Here is a 22,157-nt window from a genome sequence, read left to right as displayed (position 1 = left end):
ATCGACGCTCCTGCCTATGTTGCCGCGCCTGCTCTCCCCGTTTACGTTGCTGTTCTCCTTCCTGTTGTTCGCTGCCGGCACCGCCCAGGCCGAGGTGCGTGTGCTGACCAGCATCAAGCCCCTGCAACTGATCGCCGCTGCCGTGCAGGACGGCGTGGGCGAGCCAGAGGTGCTGCTGCCAGCGGGCGCGTCGCCGCACCATTACGCGCTGCGCCCGTCCGACATGCGCCGGGTGCAGGAGGTGGATCTGCTGTACTGGATCGGCCCGGACATGGAGGGCTTCATGCCCCGCGTGCTGGCCACCCGCGAGAAACCCAGCGTGGCCGTGCAGAGCCTGCCGGGCATGACATTGCGGCACTTCGGCGAGCAGCATGGCCACGATCACGATCATGATCACGATGGCCATGAGGCTGAACAGGCCCAGGCAGCGCCGGATGAGCACGACCATGACCATCGCCCCGGCAGCCTGGACGCCCACCTGTGGCTGTCGTCGGCCAATGCCCGGGTGATCGCGGCACGCATGGCGGCGGATCTGGCCAAGGCCGACCCGGCCAACGCGGCGCGTTACCAGGCCAACCTGGCGTCGTTCGGCAAGCGCCTGGATGCCCTGGAGCCGCGCCTGCGGGCACAGCTCGCGCCGCTGGCAGACAAGCCGTATTTCGTGTTCCACGAAGCCTTCGATTATTTCGAAGCCGCCTATGGCCTCAAGCATGTCGGCGTGTTCAGCGTTGCCAGCGAAGTGCAGCCGGGCGCCCGGCATGTGGCGGCCATGCGCGAGCGCTTGCAGGAAGTGGGGCCGAGCTGCGTGTTCAGTGAGCCGCCGCTGCGCCCGCGCCTGGCCGAAACGCTGACCGCGGGGCTACCGGCGACGCTGGCCGAGCTGGACGCCATGGGCAGCGCCGCGCCCATCGATGCCGGCGGTTACCAGGCCATGCTGCAGACCCTGGCCGATGGCTTCAGCGGCTGCCTCGGCAAGCTCTAGGCCGCTTGCCGGGCCGCCATGCGTCGGCGCCACAGGTAGATCGCCAGGCCCGCCGCAGCCAGCACGGCGAGCGCTATGGCGCCATTGCCCAGGTCATGTTCGAGCAGCGACTCGCCGAGCACCACGAAGCCAACGGCGTAGATCCCGGTGATCAACCCCGAGACCCCGAAGTAGATCCAGAACGGCACGCCGGCCATGCCCAGCAGGTAATGCTTGATGAAGATCGGCACACCTGGGGCCAGTTTGACCAGCAGGGCGAAACGCAGCGCGCCATCGTCCTTTTCGAAATCGGGAATCTCATAGCGCGTGCGCGCCAGCAGCCGGGCGAGCCAGGGGCGCAGGCCGCTGCGGGCGATCCAGTAGCAGAGCAGCAGGTTGGCCGACAGGGCGACGGCGCTGCCGGCAAGCCCCACGGCGGTACCGAAGGTCGCTCCGGCGACGATGAAGAACGGGGTGATCGGCACGCCCAGCGCAGGCAGCAGCCCCATGGCCAGAAAGAACGGCACCACCCCGGCCTCTTCGCGCCAGGCGATGAACGCCTGATGATCCCAGGCATTCCAGATCAGCACGGCGAGCACCAGCAAGGCGAGCGCGCCGAGGGCACGCCGGGCCCAGGTGACAGGCGTCGAGCGCCGAGGGTGCTGGGGTGATCGCATGGTGGCCCTTGTCGTGCAGCTGGCTCGCCTTGGACGAGCCGATGATGACGGCCTGCCGCGGGCGCGATGCGCGACCCCGGCGGCAGGCGATTGAGAGCCGCAGCATAGGCGCAGGGGTTTGCCGGGAACAAGAGCGGCGCCTGGGCAAGGCGCCACCATTACGTCACATCTTGCGTCCGCCTACAGGGCGAACGGCAGCGCCAGGCTGACCTGCTGGCGTGCCGCCAGGCGGCGCTGGAACTCACCCGGATCGTGGATCAGCACATCCTGCCCGGCAAAGGCCTCGGCGGCGATCAGGCGTGACAGCCAGAAACGCACGCAGGCGATGCGCAGCATGGCTGGCCAGAGTTGCGCTTCTGCGGCAGTGAACGGGCGCAGCGCGGCATAGGCGCCCAGCAAGGCACGAGCGCGGCCTTCATCCAGGCGGCCTGCTTGGTCCGAGCACCAGTCGTTCACGGTGATCGCCAGGTCATAGAGCATCGGCCCCGAGCAGGCGTTGTAGAAGTCGATCACCCCGCTCAGGTGGGTGCCTTCGAACATGCAGTTGTCGCGGAACAGGTCGGCGTGCAGGTTGGCGCGCGGCAGTTTGCGCACCTGCTCCTGCAGCGCGGCGATTTCTGCCAGCGCATCTTCGAGCAGCGCGGTGGCGTCTGCGGCCTGATGGGTTGCCAGCACCTTGCCCTCGCGCAGCATCCACTCCAGGCCGCGGTCGCTCTTGCGCTGCAGCGGGTGGTCGCGGGTCGCCAGGTGAATGCGCGCCAGCAGCTCGCCCACTTCATGGCAATGCTGGGCGTTGACGTCGCGCACGTGCTTGCCGCCCAGCCGCGGCTGCAGCAGCGCCGGCTTGCCGGCCAGGCTGCGCAGCGCTTCGTGGTTGTCGGTGCGCAAGGCATACGGAACCGGCAGCCCGGCCTCGTGGAGAACATCGAGCAGCTCGATGAAGAACGGCAGATCCTCGCTCGGCCCGCGTTCGATCAGGGTGAGCACGAACTCGCCCTGTTCCAGGCTGACGAAGAAATTGCTGTTCTCGCTGCCGGCCTCGATGCCCTGAAAGTCGAGCAGGCGGCCGAGCCCGTAAGGCGCGAGAAAGGTTTCCAGTTGCGGACGTTGCAGCGGGGTGAACACCGACATGAATTGACTGCCTTACCAGCTGAAGATTTCCCAGGCCGGAATCAACATATCCGGCGAATCGGAACGCACGAAATTGCCGTCGCTGCCGTCGGCCCGTACCAGGAAATAGGGTTTGCCACCCTTGGGGGTGACCTTGATGGCGTAGAGGAAGCCATTGACCCGGTACTCCTCCACGGTGCGGTCGCCGTCCTGGCGGATGGTTACGTCGGGCTCCGCCGAGGGCGCATCACTGGCCTGCGCGGCGAACGGCACGGCTGCCAGCACGGCAAGCAGGATCAAGCGATTGAATGGTCCCATGGTAACCTTGTCCCTTTGATATCAACGGTGCCTTGTATTCTAGCGCCACGCCCGCCGAAAAGGTTGATTGCCCTCATGAGCCAAGCTCCCCTCGTCCTGGTCGACGGTTCCTCTTATCTGTACCGCGCCTTTCACGCCCTGCCGCCCCTGACCAACTCCAAAGGCCTGCCTACCGGAGCGGTGAAGGGTGTGCTGAACATGCTGCGCAGCCTGCGTCGGCAGTACCCGGACAGCCCCTTTGCGGTGGTCTTCGACGCCAAGGGCGGGACCTTTCGCGACGAGCTGTTCGCCGACTACAAGGCCAACCGCCCGCCAATGCCCGACGAGCTGCGCCTGCAGGTCGAGCCGCTGCACGCCAGCGTGCGTGGCCTGGGCCTGCCGCTGTTGTGCGTGGAGGGCGTGGAAGCCGATGACGTGATCGGCACCCTGGCCCGGCAGAGCGCCGCCGAGGGCCGCGACGTGGTGATCTCCACCGGCGACAAGGACATGGCGCAGCTGGTGTGCAAGCACGTCACCCTGGTCAACACCATGACCGGCAGCGTCTACGACATCGAAGGGGTGAAGGAGAAGTTCGGTGTCGGCCCGGAGCTGATCATCGATTACCTGGCGCTGATGGGCGACAAGATCGACAACATTCCCGGCGTGCCCGGGGTTGGCGAGAAGACCGCCCTGGGCCTGCTGGTCGGTATTGGCGGCGGCCTCGACGTGATCTACGCCAACCTCGACAAGGTGCCGGGCCTGCCGATTCGCGGCGCCAAGACCTTGCCGGCCAAACTCGAGGAACACCGCGAGATGGCCTACCTCTCCTACCAGCTGGCGACCATCAAGCTGGACGTGCCGCTGGACCTGAACTGCTCGCAACTGATGCCCGGCGAGCCGGATATCGAGGTGCTGCGCCCGCTCTACGAGAATCTGGAGTTCAAGGGCTGGCTGGACGAGCTGCTGCGCCAGACCAAGGGCGCTGCGCCCAAGGCCAAGGCGGCCGCGAAGTCCGAACTCGCGCCGCCGGCCGGCGACCTCTTTAGTGGCGCGCCAGGCGAGGCTGCGGGAGAGGTGCCGGCAGTCGAAGCCGCCGCCGACGTACAGCAGGCAGCGACCGATGATCAGGCGCCGATGGTTGCCGGCGAGTACCGCACGATTCTCGAACAGGGCGAGTTCGATACCTTGCTGGAGGACCTGAAGCAGGCCGAGCTGATCGCCTTCGACACCGAAACCACCAGCGTCGACGCCCAGCAGGCGCAGCTGGTCGGTCTGTCGTTCGCGGTCAAGGCCGGCGAGGCAGTGTACGTGCCGGTCGCCCACAGCTACATGGGCGTGCCGCAGCAGCTCGATCGCGATGCCGTGCTGCGCGCGCTCAAGCCGATTCTCGAAGACCCGGCCAAGGCCAAGGTCGGCCAGCACGCCAAGTACGACATCAACGTACTGGCCAATGCCACCACGCCGATCAACGTGCAGGGCGTGGCCTTCGACACCATGCTCGAATCCTACGTGCTGGATTCCACCGCCACCCGCCACGACATGGACAGCCTGTCGCTCAAGTACCTGGGCCACAGCACCATCCGTTTCGAGGACATCGCCGGCAAGGGCGCCAAGCAGCTGACCTTCGACCAGATCGCCCTGGAGCAGGCCGGCCCGTACGCCGCCGAAGATGCCGACGTGACCCTGCGCCTGCACCAGAACCTGTGGAGCCGCCTGCAACAGGTGCCAAGCGTGGCCAGCGTGCTGCGCGACATCGAGATTCCCCTGGTGCCGGTGCTGGCGCGCATCGAGCGCAATGGCGCGCTGGTCGACGCCAAGCTGCTCGGCGAGCACAGCCAGGAACTGGGCGAGAAGCTGGTGGCCCTGGAGCGCCAGGCGTTCGACGTGGCGGGGGAGGAATTCAACCTCGGCTCGCCCAAGCAGCTCGGCGCCATTCTCTATGAAAAGCTCGGTTTGCCGATTCTCAGCAAGACCGCCAAGGGCCAGGCCTCGACCGCCGAAGCGGTACTCGCCGAGCTGGCCGAGCAGGATTACGAGCTGCCCAAGGTGCTGATGCAGTACCGCAGCCTGAGCAAGCTCAAGAGCACCTACACCGATCGCCTGCCGGAGCAGATCAACCCGCGCACCGGGCGCATCCACACCAGTTATCAACAGGCCGTGGCGTCCACCGGGCGGCTGTCGTCCAGTGACCCGAACCTGCAGAACATCCCGATCCGCAGTGCCGAGGGCCGGCGCATTCGCCAGGCGTTCGTGGCGCCGAAGGGCTACAAGCTGGTGGCCGCGGACTATTCGCAGATCGAGCTGCGCATCATGGCCCATCTGTCGCGCGACGAAGGGCTGATGAACGCCTTTCGCGATAACCTCGACGTGCACACCGCGACTGCCGCGGAAGTGTTCAAGGTCGAGCTCGATCAGGTCAGCAATGACCAGCGACGCAGCGCCAAGGCCATCAACTTCGGGCTGATCTACGGCATGGGCGCGCAGAAGCTGGGCAAGGACATCGGCGTCGACAGCAAAACCGCCAAGGCCTATATCGAAACCTACTTCGCCCGTTACCCCGGCGTGCGCGAGTACATGGACCGTACCCGGCGCCAGGCGGCGGAGCAGGGCTACGTGGAAACCCTGTTCGGCCGGCGCCTGTACCTGCCGGCGATCAACTCCAGCCGCCCCCAGGAGCGCGCCGGTGCCGAGCGCACGGCGATCAACGCGCCGATGCAGGGCACCGCAGCGGACATCATCAAGAAAGCCATGGTCGCCGTGGACCAGTGGCTGACCGACTCGGGGCTGGACGCCCGGGTGATCCTGCAGGTGCACGACGAACTGGTGCTGGAGGTGCGTGAGGACCTGGTCGAGCAGGTCAGTGCACAGATTCGTCCGCTGATGGGCGAGACCGTGAAGCTCGATGTACCGCTGCTGGTCGAGGTTGGTGTCGGCAACAACTGGGATGAAGCCCACTGATGGATCGGGGCGTGCTGCGTCCCGTTATCAGTTAGTACCAGGCGGTCTTAATGGTTATTAAGACCAAACAAAGGAATCTAAGGGCGGCTGAACTTTACTTCTGAACGCCCGGTCAGAGTTTACGAATGGCCCATAAAGCCCTTCGATGCTCCTTTGTTGTGTTAAGTGTTGGCAGACATCTGAGCCCCGCCCTAGCGGTTCAGACCCTTAAACCCCGATCTTCTCCCTCCCCATACGAAGTTCGGGGTTTTTTTTGCCTGCAGAAAAGTGCCGGCAGCCCTGGTTCACCCATTCCTCCCTGGAGCCTAGCCGCTCCTCGCCAGAGCGCAACGCAAAACGCCCCGCGTTTGCGGGGCGTTTCAAGATGTAGCCTGGCGTTGAGCGCAGCGATACCCAGGAAGAGCATGTGGCTACTCCCGGGTGTCGCTACGCTCGACCACGGGCTACTACAAGCGCATCAGTCTTCGGCTTGGTCGTCGTCTTCTTCGCCGATCAGGCCCAGCCAGTGGCCCAGCACGGTTTGCGCGTCCTCCACGCCAATGCGCTTGGGCGCCGAGAACAGCTGGATGCTGACGTGATCGCCCCACCCCTTGCGGATCTCCTGCTGCACCTTGAGCAAGGTGGTCTTGGCCGCGCCGAAGGCCAGCTTGTCGGCCTTGGTCAGCAGGATGTGCATGGGCATGCCGCTGGCGCCGGACCAGTCGAGCATCATGCGGTCGAACTCGGTCAGCGGGTGGCGGATGTCCATCATCAGCATCAGCCCGCGCAGGCTCTCGCGGCTGCCCAGGTAGGCCTCGAGGTGTTTCTGCCAGTGCAGCTTGAGCGGGATCGGCACCTTGGCGTAGCCGTAACCGGGCAGGTCGACCAGGCGGCGCTCGTCATCCAGGCGGAAGAAGTTGAGCAACTGGGTACGCCCCGGGGTTTTCGAGGTGCGCGCCAGGCTGGCGTGGGTCAGGGTGTTCAGCGCGCTGGATTTGCCGGCGTTGGAGCGGCCGGCGAAGGCGACTTCATAGCCCTGGTCGTCCGGGCACTGGTCGACCTTGGCGGCGCTGATCAGAAAGGTGGCTTGCTGACACAAGCCGATTGCAGGGTTCTTTGCGTGCATCGGGGTATCCGGTGATGGGGCGTGCATCGCGGCAGTCTATCAGGCTGGCGGCGTGCTGGCCCGCGCAGCCTGACTGCCCGTCACCTCAAAGTGCCTGCGCCCACAGCGTCACGTCGAGGCGGTATTCGGCCCCGGGGGCGAGGATCAGCGAATCCTCCAGCACGTTGGCGTGCTCGATGCAGAGCATGCCCTGCCAGGCGTCGTCGGCAAATTGCGAGAGGCGCTTGGCCTTGGCGATCCACGGGTTCCACACCACCGCCGAGGCCGAGCCTTCGCTGCGCATGACGATGCGCCGCTTCCAGCCCGGGTCGACGATGCTCAGCTGTTGCGGCGTATCGAGGTAGATGCGGTCGGTTTCACCGCTGAAGGTCACCGCGCCTTTCTGGCGGACTTTCTTCCAGTCCTGCAGGGTGTCGACGTAGCGGCAGGCGTCCAGGCCTTCGATCTGTACCTTGCGGATATCGCTGACCGCGAAGTAGCTGTGCAGTGCCTGGCTGATCGGCAGTTCGCCGTCGCCCAGGTTGCGGGTGGTGAGGCTGAGTTTCAGGCGCTCGCCAAGGTGGATGTCGAGCTGCAGCTCGGCGGCATGGGGCCATTCGGCGATCGGCTGGGCGGCGCTGTCGAAGGCGAACGACAGGGTCACGCCGTCTTCTTCGGTGTTCAGGCCGATCAGTTGCCAGTCGCGGTCGCGCACCAGGCCGTGGGCCGGAGCCTGTTCAGGGCGCGTGTACGCGGCGCGGATGGCCTCCGGGTTGCGCTGCAGGTCGCCGAACCAGGGCCAGCACACCGGCACGCCGCCGCGCACGCTTTTGCCGCGTTCATAGGCTGCCGCGTCGCTGAGCCAGATCAGTGGCTCGCCCTTGGCCGGCTGGTAGCGCAGGATCTGCGCGCCTTGTTCGCTGACCAACAGCTCGGCGCCGGCATGCTGGATGCGCCAGCAGACCAGGTCGCCCAGCTGGATGCGTTCGTTGGTGGTGCTCATGGACGTGCTGCTCCTGTAGAGATTGGCTGTTGGGTCACGCCGCGGCGGCGAGGTTCGCGCTCACCATGAAAAACGCCCGTCGGAACGGGCGTTTTCAAGGGCCAGGTCGGTTACGGGCCGTAGACCTGGGTCGGCAGCCAGGTGATCAGACCCGGGAAAATGTAGGCGATGACCAGCAACAGCAGCTGAATCAGAATGAATGGCACCACGCCCTTGTAGATGGTGCTGGTCGGGATGCTCGGCGGGGTCACGCCGCGCAGGTAGAACAGCGCGAAACCAAAGGGCGGGGTCAGGAAGGAGGTCTGCAGGTTCAGCGCGATCATCACGCCCAGCCAGACCGGATCCAGGCCCATGGCCAGCAGCACCGGCCCGACGATCGGCACCACCACGAAGGTGATTTCGATGAAGTCGAGAATGAACCCGAGCAGGAAGATCACCAGCATCACCAGGAAGAAGGCGCCAAGCACGCCACCCGGCAGTTGGGCGAACACGTCCTCGATCAGCACTTCACCGCCGAAACCGCGGAACACCAGGGAGAACAGCGAGGCGCCGATCAGGATCATGAACACCATGGCGCTGATTTCGGTGGTGCCGTAAGCGACGTCCCGCAGCTGAGTGAAATTCAGCTTGTTCTTGGTCAGCGCCAGCAACATTGCGCCGACGGCGCCGAGCGCGGCCGCTTCGGTGGGCGTTGCGTAGCCGGCGAGAATCGAGCCGAGTACCGCGCCGATCAGGATCAGCGGCGGCACCAGGGCCTTCAGCAGCTTGCCCCACTCGACGTCACCGAGTTCTTCCTTGGACAGTGCCGGCAGCTTCTTGGGCTGCAGGATCGCCACGCCGATGATGTACAGGATGTACAGGCCGACCAACAGCAGGCCTGGCAACAGCGCACCGACGAACAGGTCGCCCACCGAAACGGTCTTCGGCGAGAAGATGCCCATTTTCAGCTGGGCTTGCTGATAGGCGCTGGACATCACGTCGCCGAGCAGCACCAGCACGATCGACGGCGGGATGATCTGCCCCAGGGTGCCGGTCGCTGCCAGGGTGCCGGTGGAGATCGCCGGGTCGTAACCGCGGCGCAGCATGGTCGGCAGCGCCAGCAGGCCCATGGTCACTACCGTGGCGCCGACGATACCGGTGCTGGCGGCGAGCAGGGCGCCGACCACGCACACGGAAATCGCCAGGCCGCCACGCAGGGTGCCGAACAGCCGCGACATGGATTCGAGCAGGTCTTCGGCGACCCGCGAGCGCTCCAGCATCACCCCCATGAACACGAACAGCGGCACCGCCAGCATGGTCTGGTTGTTCATGATGCCGAACAGGCGGTTGGGCAGGGCGCTCAGGTAGCCGGCATCGAAGGTGCCGGTGAGCACGCCGATACCGGCGAACAGCAGGGACACGCCGCCCAGGGTGAAGGCCACCGGGTAGCCCGCCATCAGCGCCAGGCAGATGCTGGCGAACAGCAGAATCGCCATCAACTCAGCCATGTTTCACCTCCGCAACCGGCAGACGCCCGCTGATCACGTAGAACGCCTTGATCAGGTTGGAGATGCCCTGCAGCGTGAGACTGACCACCAGCAGCAGGATGATGCTCTTCTGCAGGTAAACGAATTTCAGCCCGCCCGATTCGCTGGAGCCTTCGTGGGTCGCCCAAGCGTTGGCGACGTAGTCCCAGCTCGCCCAGCCGAGGAACAGACACAGCGGCAGCAGGAACAGCAGGTTGCCGAGAATCTCGACAAATGCCTGACGCCGGCCGCTGAATTGCTGGTAGAAGATGTCTACCCGCACATGGGCGTTGCGCTGCAGGGTCCAGGCGGCAGCGCCCATGAACACCAGGGCATGGCCGTAGAGCACCGCTTCCTGCAGGGCGGTCGCGCCGATGCCGAAGCCGTAGCGCAAGATCACGACGATGGTGGTGCCCAGCACCAGGAACAGGGTCAGCCAGGCGCAGGTCTTGCCAAGGGCGCCGTTGATCGCGTCGATGGTTTTGGCCAGGCCCAGGGGAAGCGAAGGCGAGTTGGACATGGGGCGTCCTTATAGTTATCGGAAGTGTCGGCAAAAGCGGCTGATTCTAGGCAGTTCGCTGGTAAAACAGCAATCGCCATACGACTTTAGTCAGCTTTGCTATACCTGATGGCAGCTTGCCTCTAATGTAGGCACATTTGCGCGTATCGCCAGGCCGTGATCGCCGATCACCAGCTGGCAACAATTATTACAACAACAAAAGGAGCTACCTATGAAACGTCGCCAAATACTGGCTGCTGCAGGCGTCGGCATCGCCGCCGGGGCATTGGTCGGGTGCAAGGAGGAGGCCGGCGCCGATGCCGCCAAGCCGGCCGCCGAGGCCAAGACCTTCGCCTGGAAAATGGTCACCTCCTGGCCGAAGAACTTCCCGGGGGTGGGCGTCGGTGCCGAGCGCTTCGCCAGGCTGGTCGAGCAGATGAGCAGCGGTCGCCTGAAGATCAAGGTCTATGCCGCCGGTGAACTGGTACCGGCGCTGGAGGTGTTCGATGCGGTATCGCGCGGTACCGCGGAGATGGGCCACGGCGCACCTTACTACTGGAAGGGCAAGGTACCGGCTGCGCAGTTCTTCTGCGCCCTGCCGTTCGGCCCCAACGCCCAGGAAATGAACGCCTGGCTGCACTACGGTGGCGGCATCCAGCTCTGGGAGGAGGTCTACAAGCCCTATGGCGTATTGCCGATGGCCTGCGGTGCCACCGGCGTGCAGACCGCTGGCTGGTTCAACAAGGAAATCAACTCGGTCGACGACCTCAAGGGCCTGAAGATGCGCACCCCGGGCCTGGGCGGCGAAGTGCTGACCAAGGTCGGCGGCACCGTGGTCAACATGCCGGCTGGCGAGATCTTCACGGCGCTGCAGACTGGCGCCATCGACGCCACCGAATGGATCGGCCCCTACAACGACCAGGCGCTGGGCCTGCACAAGGCGGCCAAGTACTACTACACGCCGGGTTGGCAGGAGCCGAACGTCACCTTCGAGCTGGATATCAACATCAAGGCCTGGGAAACCCTGCCGGCCGACCTGCAGGCCATCGTTCGCGCCGCGGCCCGTGACGTCAACGCCGACATGCTCGATGACTACAACGCCAAGAACATGGCGGCCATGGAGCAATTGAAGAAGGAGGGCGTGGACGTGCGCCGCCTGCCGGATGAAGTGCTCGCCAAGCTCAAGGAAGTGTCCGCCGGGGTAGTCGATGCCACCGCTGCCGCCGACCCGGCCGCGCAAAAGGTCTGGGAGCAGCAGAAAGCCTACCTGGCGCGCCTGTACGAATACGCCGAGGCCAACGAGAAGGATATCTACGCGATTCGTTGATGGGCTGATGGAAGGCAAAAGCGCATATCCAGCGACCTTGTGGGCACGTAGGGTGGATGACGCTCTTTTCATCCACCGCGGCGATTGCGGAGCGGTGGACGGGTGAAGCGTCGTCCACCCTACATGCTTTGGTTTGCCAGAGTTATCGCGTTGCTCGTACCTCCCGTTCCGCTCTGTCGAGCGGGTTTCTTTTGGCATTGCCCGGATGGCCGGCCCCGCCAAAAGAAACCAAAAGGTCTAGCCCCGACATCCGGCCCCAGCTTCGCTGGGGTTCCCTCGCTCCATCATTGCTCCGAGGGCCCGGCCTAGGCGGCCCCCCACGAAGGGCCGTCCCTGGCCCATCGCGGCTCTCGCGGCATCCATGTCGCTCAACCCTCTCCACAACGATTCCGCTCGGCCTTCTGAAGGGGCGAATTGGTGTCGCCTGTTAATTTCGTGGCATGAAAAATACCAAAAAGCCAAAGCGGCCGATCAGCACGTAGGGTGGATGACGCTCTTTTCATCCACCGCGGCGATTGCGGAGCGGTGGACGGGTGAAGCGTCGTCCACCCTACGTGCTGTTGCATGCCGCGCGCAGTTTCGTAGGGTGGGTGGAGGCGCCTGTTGGTTGTTTGAAGCGCTCGCGTTTAACGGGCGCCGTAACCCACCATGGGCAATACGCCGCCCATCACCCGATGGATTGCGCGTACAAACGAAAACGCCGGCTACAAGGCCGGCGTTTTCGTTTCACGAGCCGTGATCAGGGGCGCTTGCGGTTGCTGATCATGGTGCCGTTACCGATATCGGTGAAGATCTCCAGCAGCACCGCATTCGGCACGCGACCATCGATGATGTGCGAGCTGGTCACGCCACCCTGTACCGCTTCCAGCGCGCATTTGATCTTCGGCAGCATGCCGCCGTAGATGGTGCCGTCGGCGATCAGCTCGTTGACCTGCTCGGTGCTCAGGCCGGTGAGTACTTCGCCCTGCTTGTCCATCAGGCCGGCGATGTTGGTCAGCAGCATGAGCTTCTCGGCTTTCAGCGCCTCGGCCACCTTGCCGGCCACCAGGTCGGCGTTGATGTTGTAGGACTCGCCTTGCGGGCCCACGCCGATTGGCGCGATGACCGGAATGAAGTCGCCCTTGGCCAGCATGTTGAGCAGGTCGGTATTGACCCCGGTGACTTCACCGACATGGCCGATGTCGATGATTTCCGGCTGGGTCATTTCCGGCGTCTGCCGGCTGACGGTGAGCTTGCGGGCGCGGATCAGTTCGGCATCCTTGCCGGTCAGGCCGATGGCGCTGCCGCCATGGCGGTTGATCAGGTTGACGATGTCCTTGTTGACCAGGCCGCCGAGCACCATTTCCACCACGTCCATGGTGGCGGCGTCGGTAACGCGCATGCCATCGATGAAGTGGCTTTCGATGGAGAGGCGTTTGAGCAGATCGCCGATCTGCGGGCCGCCGCCGTGAACCACCACCGGGTTGATGCCCACTGCCTTCATCAGCACGATGTCGCGCGCGAAGCCTTCCTTGAGGTCATCACTTTCCATGGCGTTGCCGCCGTACTTGATCACCAGGGTCTTGCCAACGAAGCGACGGATGTACGGCAGTGCTTCGGACAGCACCTTGGCGACGTTGGTGGCGGCTTCACGCTCTAGGGTCATGCGGGGCTCCAGTGCTGGACGGATCAGAACGGTAGTTGGACGTCAGGGGCGACGTGGTGCATTTGCGAGCGGAACAGCTCCTGGATCCGCTCCAGCTCGGCCTGGCTCTCCGCTTCGAAGCGCAGTACCAGCACCGGCGTGGTGTTGGAGGCGCGCACCAGGCCCCAGCCTTTGGGGTAATCGACGCGCACACCATCGAGGGTGGTCACACTGCCTTCGCCCCACTGGCCTTCACGCTGCAGGCGCTCGATGATCGGGAACTTGGTCTGCTCGGTGACCTGCACGTTGATTTCCGGGGTCGACACGTCGTCCGGGAAGGCGGCGAACACCTGTTCGGCGCTGCGCTTGTCCTGGCTGAGGATTTCCAGCAGGCGCGCGGCGGCGTAGATGCCGTCGTCGAAACCGAACCAGCGCTCCTTGAAGAACACGTGGCCGCTCATCTCGCCGGCCAGCAGGGCGCCGGTTTCCTTCATCTTCTTCTTGATCAGCGAGTGGCCGGTCTTCCACATCACCGGGCGGCCGCCATAGCCACTGATCAGTGGGGTCAGGCGGCGGGTGCATTTGACGTCGAAGATGATGTCGGCGCCGGGGTTGCGTGACACCACGTCCTTGGCGAACAGCATCAGCAGGCGGTCCGGGTAGACGATGGTGCCGGTGTTGGTGACCACGCCGACGCGGTCGCCGTCGCCGTCGAAGGCCAGGCCGACGTCGGCATTCTCTTCCTTGACCTTGGCGATCAGGTCGACCAGGTTCTCGGGCTTGCCCGGATCCGGGTGGTGGTTGGGGAAGTTGCCGTCGACATCGCAGTACAGCGGAATCACGCTGCAGCCCAGCGCTTCGATCAGCTGCGGGGCGATCACCCCGGCGGCGCCGTTACCGCAATCGACCACCACGCGCAGGGGCTTGGCCATGGCGATGTCGCTGCGGATCTGCTCCAGGTAGCGCGGCAGCAGGTCGACGACCTCGACGCTGCCTTCGCCGCTGCTCAGGTCATTGGTATCGATGCGGGTCTTGAGTGCCTGGATCTGTTCGTTGGCCAGGGTGTCGCCGGCGATGACGATCTTGAAGCCGTTGTAATCCGGCGGGTTGTGGCTGCCGGTGAGCATTACCGCGGTCTTGCCGGCCAGCACATGGCCGGCGAAGTAGACCACCGGAGTCGGCACCATGCCGACGTCGCTGACCTGGCAGCCGCTGTCGACCAGGCCCTGAATCAGCTGTTCCACCAGGCTTGGGCCGGACAGGCGACCGTCGCGGCCGACGGCGACGTTCGGCTCGCCTTCGGCCAGGCTCTGCGAACCGATGGCGCGGCCGATCCAGTAGGCGGTTTCCGGGGTCAGGCCTGCGCCTACCACACCGCGGATGTCATAGGCTCGGAAGATGTCTGCTGGGAGTTTCGGGGCTTGCGGCGCGGTCATGATGGGGGTCTGCTCCAGTCCCAGGAGATCCTGGTCGTCGTCGAGGATGTCGATATCGAGAATATCGGTGTCTTGAAACAGCGGATTCACGAATTCCGCTGGCTTGGCTGCGACGCGACCACTGGGTGCTTCACTGGCCACCGGATCCGGGCGGGTCGCCACGGGTTCCTGGGCGCGACGGGGCAGTCGGCTCAGGTTCTGCGCCAGGTTATTCAGGGCGGGCAGGCTCAAGCTGAAGGCTTTGACGGCTTTGCCCGCGGAGAGTTCTTTAACCAGTTCGGCCAATTGCGCGGTATCGCGATCCAGGCGCTGCTGCAGGCTGCGCTTGACCAGATAGAGCCCGGCCAGCGCAGCAGCCAGCGCGACCAGCAGGGCGAGGCCCAGCAGCGCGGGCGACAGGCCCGTGGCGCCCAGGCCTGCAGCTGGTGTGAAGTTCAGCGTCCAGTGCGGATTGCCGGTGGCGAACGCCTGGGCCGTGCCCTCGGCCTGGCCGCGCTGGGCCAGCACCTGGGCGGCGCCGGCATCGAAGCGCTGTACCAGCTGGATCTGCCCGACATCGGCCGGCAGCGGTGGCAGGTTGCCGAGCAGGCGGTTGAGGTCGACCGCCAGCAGCAGGGTGCCGACCATCGGCTGGTCATCGTTCTGGCGCACCGGCGCCACGCTGTAGGCCAGCCAGCGCTCGCCGACCTTGTAGGCTTCCACGGCCGGCGCCTGGCCGGCCTCCAGGCGGCGCAGCAGGTCCAGCGCGGCGAAGTTCATCGGCGCGCTGCGCGAGCTGTCCGGCACCGCCTGGCCTGGCAAATTGAGCTGGGCATCAACTACGCCAGCCCAGTAGCGCAGGCCGTTTTCGGCATTGCGCAGCTGGGTGTCGTCGTCACTCTGCAGGGCTTGCGACAGCGCCGGGTTGCGGGCGGCGGCAAGGGTGTCGGCGCCGAGCTGCTTGAGGGCCTGTTGCAGGCTGGCCGCCTGGCTGCTGCCCCAGGCCTGGCTGAGCTGTTGCTGCTGCAACTGCTGCGCCGGGCTCACGGCGCCGAACCACAGGATGGCACCGGCCAGGGCCACGCCGAGGATGGCGACGATCGCGCCGTTCAGCAGGTCGGCCGAGGCCATGGACTGCCCGCGAGTGCTGGCTTGCGAGTCGCCGGGGCGTTCTTCCTTGGGCGCGCGTTTGAAGCCTTTCATCCGACGTCTCCTGGCGATCTAGAGGGGGATCATTTGCTACCCGAGTGGCCAAATCCACCGGCGCCGCGCTCGCTGTCGTCGAAGTCCTCGACCACTTCGAAGCGCGCCTGGATCACCGGCACCAGCACCAGCTGGGCGATACGCTCGCCGATGGCCATGTTGAACGCGGTATTGCCGCGGTTCCAGCACGACACCATCAGCTCGCCCTGGTAGTCGGAGTCGATCAGGCCGACCAGGTTGCCGAGCACGATGCCGTGTTTGTGGCCCAGGCCCGAGCGCGGCAGGATCAGCGCCGCCAGGCCCGGATCGGCGACGTGAATCGCCAGGCCGGTGGGAATCAGCACGGTCTGGCCAGGTTCCAGGGTCAGGTCTTCCTTGAGCATGGCACGCAGGTCCAGGCCGGCCGAACCGGGCGTGGCATAGGCGGGCATGGGAAATTCACTGCCGAGGCGGGGGTCGAGGATCTTGGCTTGTAGGGCGTGCATGGGGCGATCAGGGTTTCCGTGCGAATGAATGTCAGGATTTGGGTTGCTGTGCGGCGATGAAGCTCACCAGCTGGCGGGCGATCTTGCCCTTGCTGGTCTGCGCAAAGCTGCTCTGCTGCAGCCCGCGATCGATGATGGTGATCGCGTTGTCCTCGCTGTTGAAGCCGATGCTCGGGTTGGCCACGTCGTTGGCGACGATCAGGTCGAGGTTCTTGTCCTTGAGCTTGCGCGAGGCGTACTCCAGCAGGTTCTCGGTCTCGGCGGCGAAGCCGACGCTGAACGGCCGGTCGTCACGCTGCGCCAGGGTGGCGAGGATGTCCGGGTTGCGCACCATCTGCAACAGCAGGCCATCGCCGCTGTTGGGGTCTTTCTTCAATTTGTGCTGGGCGACAACTTCCGGGCGGTAGTCGGCCACCGCGGCGGCGGCGATGAGGATGTCGCAGGGCATCGCCGCTTCGCAGGCGGCGAGCATGTCGCGGGCGCTGACCACGTCGATGCGGGTGACCCGATCCGGCGTTGCCAGGTGCACCGGGCCACTGATCAGGGTGACCTTGGCACCGGCTTCCACCGCCGCTTCGGCGAGGGCGAAGCCCATCTTGCCGGAGCTGTGGTTGGTGATGTAGCGCACCGGGTCGATGTTTTCCTGGGTCGGCCCGGCGGTGATCAGCACGTGCTTGCCGGTCAGTGCCAGGTGTTCGAAACAGTCGGCGGCCAGGTGTACCAGGTCATCGGCTTCGAGCATGCGGCCCAGGCCGACGTCGCCACAGGCCTGGCTGCCGGAGGCCGGGCCGAACATCTTCAGGCCGCGGCTGCGCAGCAACTCGACGTTGGCCAGGGTCGCCGGGTCGCGCCACATCGCCTGGTTCATCGCCGGCGCCAGGGCCACCGGGGCATCGGTGGCCAGCACCAGGGTGGTCAGCAGGTCATTGGCCACGCCTTGCGCCAGGCGCGCCATCAGGTCGGCGGTGGCCGGGGCGATCAGCACCAGGTCGGCCCAGCGCGCCAGTTCGATATGGCCCATGGCGGCTTCGGCCGCCGGGTCGAGCAGATCCAGGTGCACCGGGTGGCCGGACAGCGCCTGCAGGGTCAGCGGGGTGATGAATTCGCGACCACCCTGGGTCATGACCACACGCACTTCGGCGCCCTGATCCTTGAGGCGGCGGACCAGTTCGGCGCTCTTGTACGCCGCGATGCCGCCACCCACGCCAAGGATGATGCGTTTGCGATACAGCCGCTGCATAACTCTGCCTTTGTCGTGTGTAGTTACAGACGCAGATGCCCGAGACCTCCCCAGGCCCGGCGCCCTGCGAAAAACCGGGCTACGATAGCACAGCGGCAGCAGGGGAGCAGCGGCACGCCGGGCAAGGCCGTCACCTGTGAAAGTGAACCTTGGGGCGAACGGACAGGGAGCGTCTTGATGAGCATTCGTGAGTGGCCCGCGGCAGAGCGCCCGCGGGAAAAATTGCTGGCCCAGGGGGCGGCCAGCCTGACCGACGCCGAGCTGTTGGCGATCTTCCTGCGTACCGGGGTGGCGGGGCAGAGTGCGGTGGACCTGGCGCGCCATCTGCTCGCCGATTTCGGCAGCCTGCGCGCGCTGTTGCAGGCTGATCTGCCGTCGTTCAGCCAGCGCCTGGGGCTCGGCCCGGCCAAGTTCGCCCAGCTGCAGGCCGTGCTGGAAATGGGCCGTCGCCACCTGGCCGAGCAACTGCGTCGCGACTCGGCGCTGGAAAGCCCCCAGGCGGTGCGCGATTACCTCAAGGCGCTGCTGCGCCACGAGCCCCACGAAGTGTTCGGTTGCCTGTTTCTCGATGCCAAGCACCGCGTGCTGGCTTTCGAGGCGCTGTTCCAGGGCTCCATCGACAGCGCCAGCGTCTACCCGCGGCAGGTGGTCAAGCGCGCCCTGGCCCACAACGCGGCGGCGCTGATCCTTACCCACAATCATCCGTCCGGCATCGCCGAGCCGAGCCAGGCCGACAAGGTGCTGACCCAGCGCCTGAAGGACGCGCTGGCGCTGGTCGAGGTGCGCGTCCTCGACCATTTCATCATCGGCGACGGCGAGCCGCTGTCGATGGCCGAGCACGGCTGGATGTAGCGACATCCGCCGCTTCGGCATGCGTCAGCGGGCCTTGAGCAGCTCGCCGACGTCCAGCAGCACCAGTTCGTTGTCATCGGCCTTGTTCGGTTCGCGGCTGCTGGAGAACGGCAGGTTGTTGTCGTTGCCGACCACGATATGGCGATCGTCGACGATGTCGACGTTCTCGATGGTGAAGAACGGAAAGGTCAGCACGCCGTCGTTCAGCGGCTTGCGGGCGATGCCCTGGGGATCGCGGATGGCGAGCAGGTCGATATAACCGAGCTTGCGCACGGCCTGGCCGACGTTGCTGTCGTCGAAGGCGACCTTGTAGACGCGTTTGAAGCGGGCGATATCCGAGAAGCAGGTGGTGCCCTTCTCGCCGGCCGGGCAGGCCTTGTCCGCGGTGCCCTCGCCGTTGTCACGCTCGATCACCAGGCCGCTGGCCGCATCGATCATGTTGAAGTCGCCGATGGCATGGCCGGGCTGCTCCAGCGGGTAGAACCAGTGACGCCCCGTCCAGGCTTCGCTGGCGACGTCGAACTCGAGCACCCGCAGCACGCGCTTGCCGTCGCGCTGCTCGGCATCCTGGCTGGCCGCAGCCCAGAGCGGGCCTTCGAGCAGTGCGTAAAGCTTGCTGCCATCCTTCGCGGCGGCCATGCCTTCCAGGCCCTTGGAGCGGCGCACCTGGAAGTTCATCGCGTCGGCTGGCCAGGCTGGGGTGGTGACGGCGGGGTTGTCAGGCGAGCGCACCGGCTTGCCGTCGGCCTCGACGTCGAACACCGCCTGCACGCGGCCCTGCAAATCGGTCTTGATCAGGTAGGGGCCGAACTCGTCGCCGATCCAGATCGAGTCGCCGATCAGCTGGAAGCTTTCCGGGTCGAAGTCCGCGCCGCTCAGGTAGCGAGCCGGGGTGCCTTCGTGAACGATGCGAAACGGCACCTTCTTGTCCGGGTCGCTGAGAAACACCGTGGCCAGGCGCTTGAAGTCACCGTGCTGGAAGTCGACGGCGTAATGGCTGAGGTGCAGCATCGCATCGGCGGAATTGGCCTTGGTGCCGAAGCCGTTGTCGGTGAGCACCCAGAAGCTGCCGTCCGGCATGTGCTTGATACCGGAGTGGCCCTGCAGCGGCTGACCCTCGAAGGGCAGCGACATACCAGTGGGGCGGTTGGCCGACAGGCCTTCCACGCTGCCGACCTGTTCGTTGCGCTGGCCATTGGAGAATTTGCCGCTGATGGCGAAATCCGCCGGTGCATCGGCGGGCGGCTGAATGAAGCTCGCCGCCGGCATTAGCGCATGGCCGGCCAGGGTGGCGGGGTAGGCGGTGGCGCTGTCCTGGGCGATGGCGAACGAGGCCCAGCAGGCCGTACCGGCGAGAAGCGTGGGAAGGCGAAGAATGCGACGCATGGCAGATGATTCCCTGCGGTTAAAAAACCAACAGGGTGCGACAGCCGTGTGTCATGCCGGTGACAGCCGCCGGCATGCTTGATCGGTATCGGGCTGCCACCCGCCATGGGGGGCAGCCCGAGGGATCACGGCACGCTGACCTGGGAGAAATCCTGTCGGCCGAAGGGGCTCACGCTGTAGCCCTCGACGGCCTTGCGGGTCAGCGCGTAGGCGGTCGGGTGGGCCAGGGGTAGCCACAGTGCCTGCTGCTGGATGATCGCCTGGGCCTCCTGATACAGGGCGCTGCGCTTGGCCTGGTCGCTGAGCGTCTTGCCGTCGGCGATCAGCTTGTCGAGCTTGGCGTCGCAGAAACGCGCGAAGTTCAGGCCGGACTCCACCGAGGCGCAGGAAAACTGCGGGGTCAGGAAGTTGTCCGGGTCGCCGTTGTCGCCCGCCCAGCCCATGAACAGCAGATCATGCTCGCCGGCCTTGGCACGGCGGATCAGCTCGCCCCACTCGATCACGCGGATCTGCGCCTTGATGCCGATTTCGGCCAGATCGGCCTGCAATAGCTGTGCGCCCAGGCTGGGGTTGGGATTGAGCAGGCTGCCCGAGGGGCGCGTCCAGATGGTGGTGCTGAAACCATCGGCCAGCCCGGCCTCCTTGAGCAGTTGGCGGGCCTTCTGTGGATCATGGGCGTAACCCGGCAGGTCGCTGGCGTAGCTCCAGGTGTTCGGCGGGTAGGGGCCATTGGCCGGTTCGGCGCTGTTCTCGAACACCGCCTTGATATAGCTGCGCTTGTCGAAGGCCAGGTTGATGGCCTGGCGCACGGCGGGTTTGTCCAGCGGCGGGTGCTGACTGTTGATGGCCACGAAGGCGGTCATGAAGGCGGCGGTCTTCACGGTGCTGAGGTCGGCATCCTTGCGCGCCGCGTCGACATCGACCGGCTTGGGCGACAGGGCGATCTGGCACTCGCCGCGGCGCAGGCGCTGCAGGCGCACGTTGGCATCCGGGGTGATGGCGTACACCAGGGCGTCGACCTTGGGCTTGCCGGCGAAGTAGTCGGCGTTGGCGGTGTAGCGCACCGCGGCGTCCTTCTGGAAACGCCGGAACACGAAGGGACCGGTGCCGATCGGCTGGCTGTTGAGCTTCTCCGGCGTGCCGGCCTTGAACAACTGGTCGGCATACTCGGCCGAGTAGATGGAGGCGAAGCCCATGCTCAGGGTGGCGAGAAAGGTCGCGTCCGGCTTGTTCAGGGTGATGCGCACGGTGTGGGCGTCGACCTTCTCCACGGCCTTGATCAGCGCGGGCCACTGCATGGACTGGGCATGGGGATAGCCGCTGGTGGCCGTCTTGTGCCACGGGTGATGGCTATCGAGCATGCGCTCGAAGCTGAACAGCACGTCATCGGCTTCCAGCGTCCGGCGGCTGGGCTTGAAGTAGTCGGTGCGGTGGAATAGCACGTCCGGGCGCAGGGTGAAGGTGTAGGTCAGACCGTCGTCGGAGATCTTCCAGCTGCTGGCCAGGCTCGGTTGCAGCTTGCCGCTGGCGGCGTCGAATTCGACCAGGCGGTTCATCAGCACGTCGGCCGAGGCGTTGGTGGTGGTCAGGGAGTTGTACTGCACCACATCGAAGCCATCGGGGCTGGCTTCGGTACAGACGCTCAGGGTCGCGGCCTGGGCGAACAGCGGGGCGACGAGCAGCGGCAACAGGGCAAGGCGCATGGTGATCTCCTGAACGAAACGGCGTGCATCCGGCGCGCCGGTGGTGAGAATGCTGAGGGGCAAGGAGGGTCGCGTTAACGCGTGGACAGACCCTAAACGATAAGATGCCGGCTAACAACGTGATAGGGCGACGAGCGGTCTGTGCGGCGCCTGCCCGCCGCCTGTGGGGGCAGCGCCCGCAAAGCCGGCATTTAAAGTGCGTTCGCGCTTGTTGCTGTGGGGCCTTTCTGGTATAAAGCAGCGCTCTTTTCTAGGGGCCCGGTTGCTTGATCGCGATCTATCACCGGTAAGACCCTGAAGAAACGCGGCGCCCAGCGCCGAAAAACAGAGATTAAGCGGCCAACCCATGCCGGGTTGGGCATGTGGTTTTAGAGGGCTGAGGTATGTCGAGAGTCTGTCAAGTTACCGGTAAGGGTCCGGTAACCGGGAATAACATTTCCCACGCAAACAACAAAACCCGTCGTCGTTTCCTGCCGAACCTGCAGCATCACCGCTTCTGGGTCGAGTCTGAAAACCGCTTCGTGCGTCTGCGCCTGTCCACCAAAGGCATGCGCATCATCGACAAACGTGGTATTGACGTAGTTCTGGCCGAGCTTCGTGCTCGCGGCGAAAAGGTTTAAGGAGACTGTCATGCGTGAACTGATCCGTTTGGTGTCCAGCGCCGGTACCGGCCACTTCTACACCACCGACAAGAACAAGCGCACCACCCCGGACAAGATCGAGATCAAGAAATACGATCCGGTCGTCCGCAAGCACGTTGCCTACAAGGAAGCCAAGATCAAGTAATTGATCGGCTGACTGGAAGGAGCCCGCCCATGGCGGGCTTTT

General features: G+C 65.2%; 19 protein-coding genes. 6 read left to right on the top strand and 13 right to left on the bottom strand.

From position 1 onward, the window contains the following. Window positions 1-16: 16 nt before the first annotated feature. Window positions 17-982 carry a zinc ABC transporter substrate-binding protein ZnuA gene (gene znuA / locus QYS36_RS08145; protein WP_308839003.1) on the top strand — a complete coding sequence of 322 codons (966 nt, stop codon included), beginning with the start codon at window positions 17-19 and terminating at the stop codon, window positions 980-982. Here the strand turns inward: znuA and QYS36_RS08140 are convergent. From QYS36_RS08140 to QYS36_RS08130, 3 genes are all read right to left on the bottom strand, one after another. Further along, window positions 979-1,638 (bottom strand): VTT domain-containing protein, encoded by a 660-nt coding sequence (locus tag QYS36_RS08140; protein ID WP_308839002.1) that lies wholly within the window; start codon window positions 1,636-1,638, stop codon window positions 979-981. The two genes, znuA and QYS36_RS08140, sit on opposite strands and share 4 nt — an antisense overlap. Before the next feature lie 180 nt (window positions 1,639-1,818). Continuing rightward, window positions 1,819-2,769 carry a homoserine kinase gene (locus QYS36_RS08135; RefSeq protein ID WP_308839001.1) on the bottom strand — a complete coding sequence of 317 codons (951 nt, stop codon included), beginning with the start codon at window positions 2,767-2,769 and terminating at the stop codon, window positions 1,819-1,821. Window positions 2,770-2,781: 12 nt separating this feature from the next. Further along, window positions 2,782-3,066 (bottom strand): DUF2782 domain-containing protein, encoded by a 285-nt coding sequence (locus tag QYS36_RS08130; RefSeq protein WP_013793388.1) that lies wholly within the window; start codon window positions 3,064-3,066, stop codon window positions 2,782-2,784. Between the two features lie 75 nt (window positions 3,067-3,141). Here QYS36_RS08130 and polA point away from each other — a divergent pair, with 75 nt between their 5' ends. Beyond that, complete coding sequence (gene polA, locus QYS36_RS08125; protein ID WP_308839000.1) at window positions 3,142-6,003, top strand: DNA polymerase I; 2,862 nt, start codon at window positions 3,142-3,144, stop codon at window positions 6,001-6,003. A gap of 457 nt (window positions 6,004-6,460) precedes the next feature. Here the strand turns inward: polA and yihA are convergent, their stop codons facing one another. The 4 genes from yihA to QYS36_RS08105 all read right to left on the bottom strand — a co-directional run bounded on the left by yihA (window position 6,461) and on the right by QYS36_RS08105 (window position 10,115). After that, complete coding sequence (yihA, locus tag QYS36_RS08120; protein ID WP_308838999.1) at window positions 6,461-7,108, bottom strand: ribosome biogenesis GTP-binding protein YihA/YsxC; 648 nt, start codon at window positions 7,106-7,108, stop codon at window positions 6,461-6,463. 85 nt (window positions 7,109-7,193) lie between these two features. Continuing rightward, window positions 7,194-8,090, bottom strand: coding sequence for a D-hexose-6-phosphate mutarotase (locus QYS36_RS08115; RefSeq protein WP_308838998.1), 897 nt, complete (start codon window positions 8,088-8,090; stop codon window positions 7,194-7,196). A 110-nt stretch (window positions 8,091-8,200) separates the two neighbouring features. Beyond that, complete coding sequence (locus QYS36_RS08110; RefSeq protein ID WP_308838997.1) at window positions 8,201-9,577, bottom strand: TRAP transporter large permease subunit; 1,377 nt, start codon at window positions 9,575-9,577, stop codon at window positions 8,201-8,203. Further along, entirely contained in the window at window positions 9,570-10,115 is a 546-nt protein-coding gene (locus QYS36_RS08105; protein WP_308838996.1) for a TRAP transporter small permease subunit, read from the bottom strand. The genes QYS36_RS08110 and QYS36_RS08105 overlap by 8 nt, the downstream gene beginning before the upstream one ends. Window positions 10,116-10,326: 211 nt before the next feature. Between QYS36_RS08105 and QYS36_RS08100 the strand changes: the two genes are divergently transcribed. Further along, window positions 10,327-11,421, top strand: a complete 1,095-nt coding sequence (locus QYS36_RS08100) for a TRAP transporter substrate-binding protein (protein WP_308838995.1) — start codon at window positions 10,327-10,329, stop codon at window positions 11,419-11,421. Window positions 11,422-12,160: 739 nt separating this feature from the next. Here QYS36_RS08100 and argB read toward each other — a convergent pair. From argB to coaBC, 4 genes are all read right to left on the bottom strand, one after another. After that, complete coding sequence (argB, locus tag QYS36_RS08095) at window positions 12,161-13,066, bottom strand: acetylglutamate kinase (protein ID WP_308838994.1); 906 nt, start codon at window positions 13,064-13,066, stop codon at window positions 12,161-12,163. Between the two features lie 23 nt (window positions 13,067-13,089). Beyond that, the gene (algC, locus tag QYS36_RS08090; protein WP_308839260.1) at window positions 13,090-14,481 is read right to left on the bottom strand and encodes a phosphomannomutase/phosphoglucomutase; all 1,392 of its coding nucleotides are present in this window, start codon (window positions 14,479-14,481) and stop codon (window positions 13,090-13,092) included. 1,211 nt (window positions 14,482-15,692) lie between these two features. After that, entirely contained in the window at window positions 15,693-16,148 is a 456-nt protein-coding gene (dut, locus tag QYS36_RS08085) for a dUTP diphosphatase (RefSeq protein WP_111462798.1), read from the bottom strand. A 31-nt stretch (window positions 16,149-16,179) separates the two neighbouring features. Further along, on the bottom strand, window positions 16,180-17,388 hold the full coding sequence (gene coaBC, locus QYS36_RS08080) for a bifunctional phosphopantothenoylcysteine decarboxylase/phosphopantothenate--cysteine ligase CoaBC (protein ID WP_308838993.1): 1,209 nt from the start codon (window positions 17,386-17,388) through the stop codon (window positions 16,180-16,182). Window positions 17,389-17,565: 177 nt separating this feature from the next. Between coaBC and radC the strand changes: the two genes are divergently transcribed. Beyond that, window positions 17,566-18,240, top strand: coding sequence for a DNA repair protein RadC (radC, locus tag QYS36_RS08075; RefSeq protein ID WP_308838992.1), 675 nt, complete (start codon window positions 17,566-17,568; stop codon window positions 18,238-18,240). Window positions 18,241-18,264: 24 nt separating this feature from the next. Here the strand turns inward: radC and QYS36_RS08070 are convergent, their stop codons facing one another. Further along, window positions 18,265-19,626 carry an esterase-like activity of phytase family protein gene (locus tag QYS36_RS08070; protein ID WP_308838991.1) on the bottom strand — a complete coding sequence of 454 codons (1,362 nt, stop codon included), beginning with the start codon at window positions 19,624-19,626 and terminating at the stop codon, window positions 18,265-18,267. A 125-nt stretch (window positions 19,627-19,751) separates the two neighbouring features. After that, the gene (locus QYS36_RS08065) at window positions 19,752-21,329 is read right to left on the bottom strand and encodes an ABC transporter substrate-binding protein (protein WP_308839259.1); all 1,578 of its coding nucleotides are present in this window, start codon (window positions 21,327-21,329) and stop codon (window positions 19,752-19,754) included. A gap of 383 nt (window positions 21,330-21,712) precedes the next feature. Between QYS36_RS08065 and rpmB the strand changes: the two genes are divergently transcribed. Together rpmB and rpmG are read left to right on the top strand one after the other, a co-directional pair. Continuing rightward, window positions 21,713-21,949: a 50S ribosomal protein L28 gene (rpmB, locus tag QYS36_RS08060; protein ID WP_013793374.1), complete on the top strand. Its 237-nt coding sequence runs from the start codon at window positions 21,713-21,715 to the stop codon at window positions 21,947-21,949. Between the two features lie 10 nt (window positions 21,950-21,959). Then, window positions 21,960-22,115, top strand: a complete 156-nt coding sequence (gene rpmG, locus QYS36_RS08055; protein WP_013793373.1) for a 50S ribosomal protein L33 — start codon at window positions 21,960-21,962, stop codon at window positions 22,113-22,115. The last annotated feature ends 42 nt before the right edge of the window (window positions 22,116-22,157 follow it).

Origin of the sequence: Pseudomonas sp. G34 (assembly GCF_031119625.1) — a bacterium.
Classification (GTDB): Bacteria; Pseudomonadota; Gammaproteobacteria; order Pseudomonadales; family Pseudomonadaceae; genus Aquipseudomonas.
The sequence above is the reverse complement of the archived record's forward strand: the minus strand, read 5'-3'. Positions and strand labels throughout refer to the sequence as shown.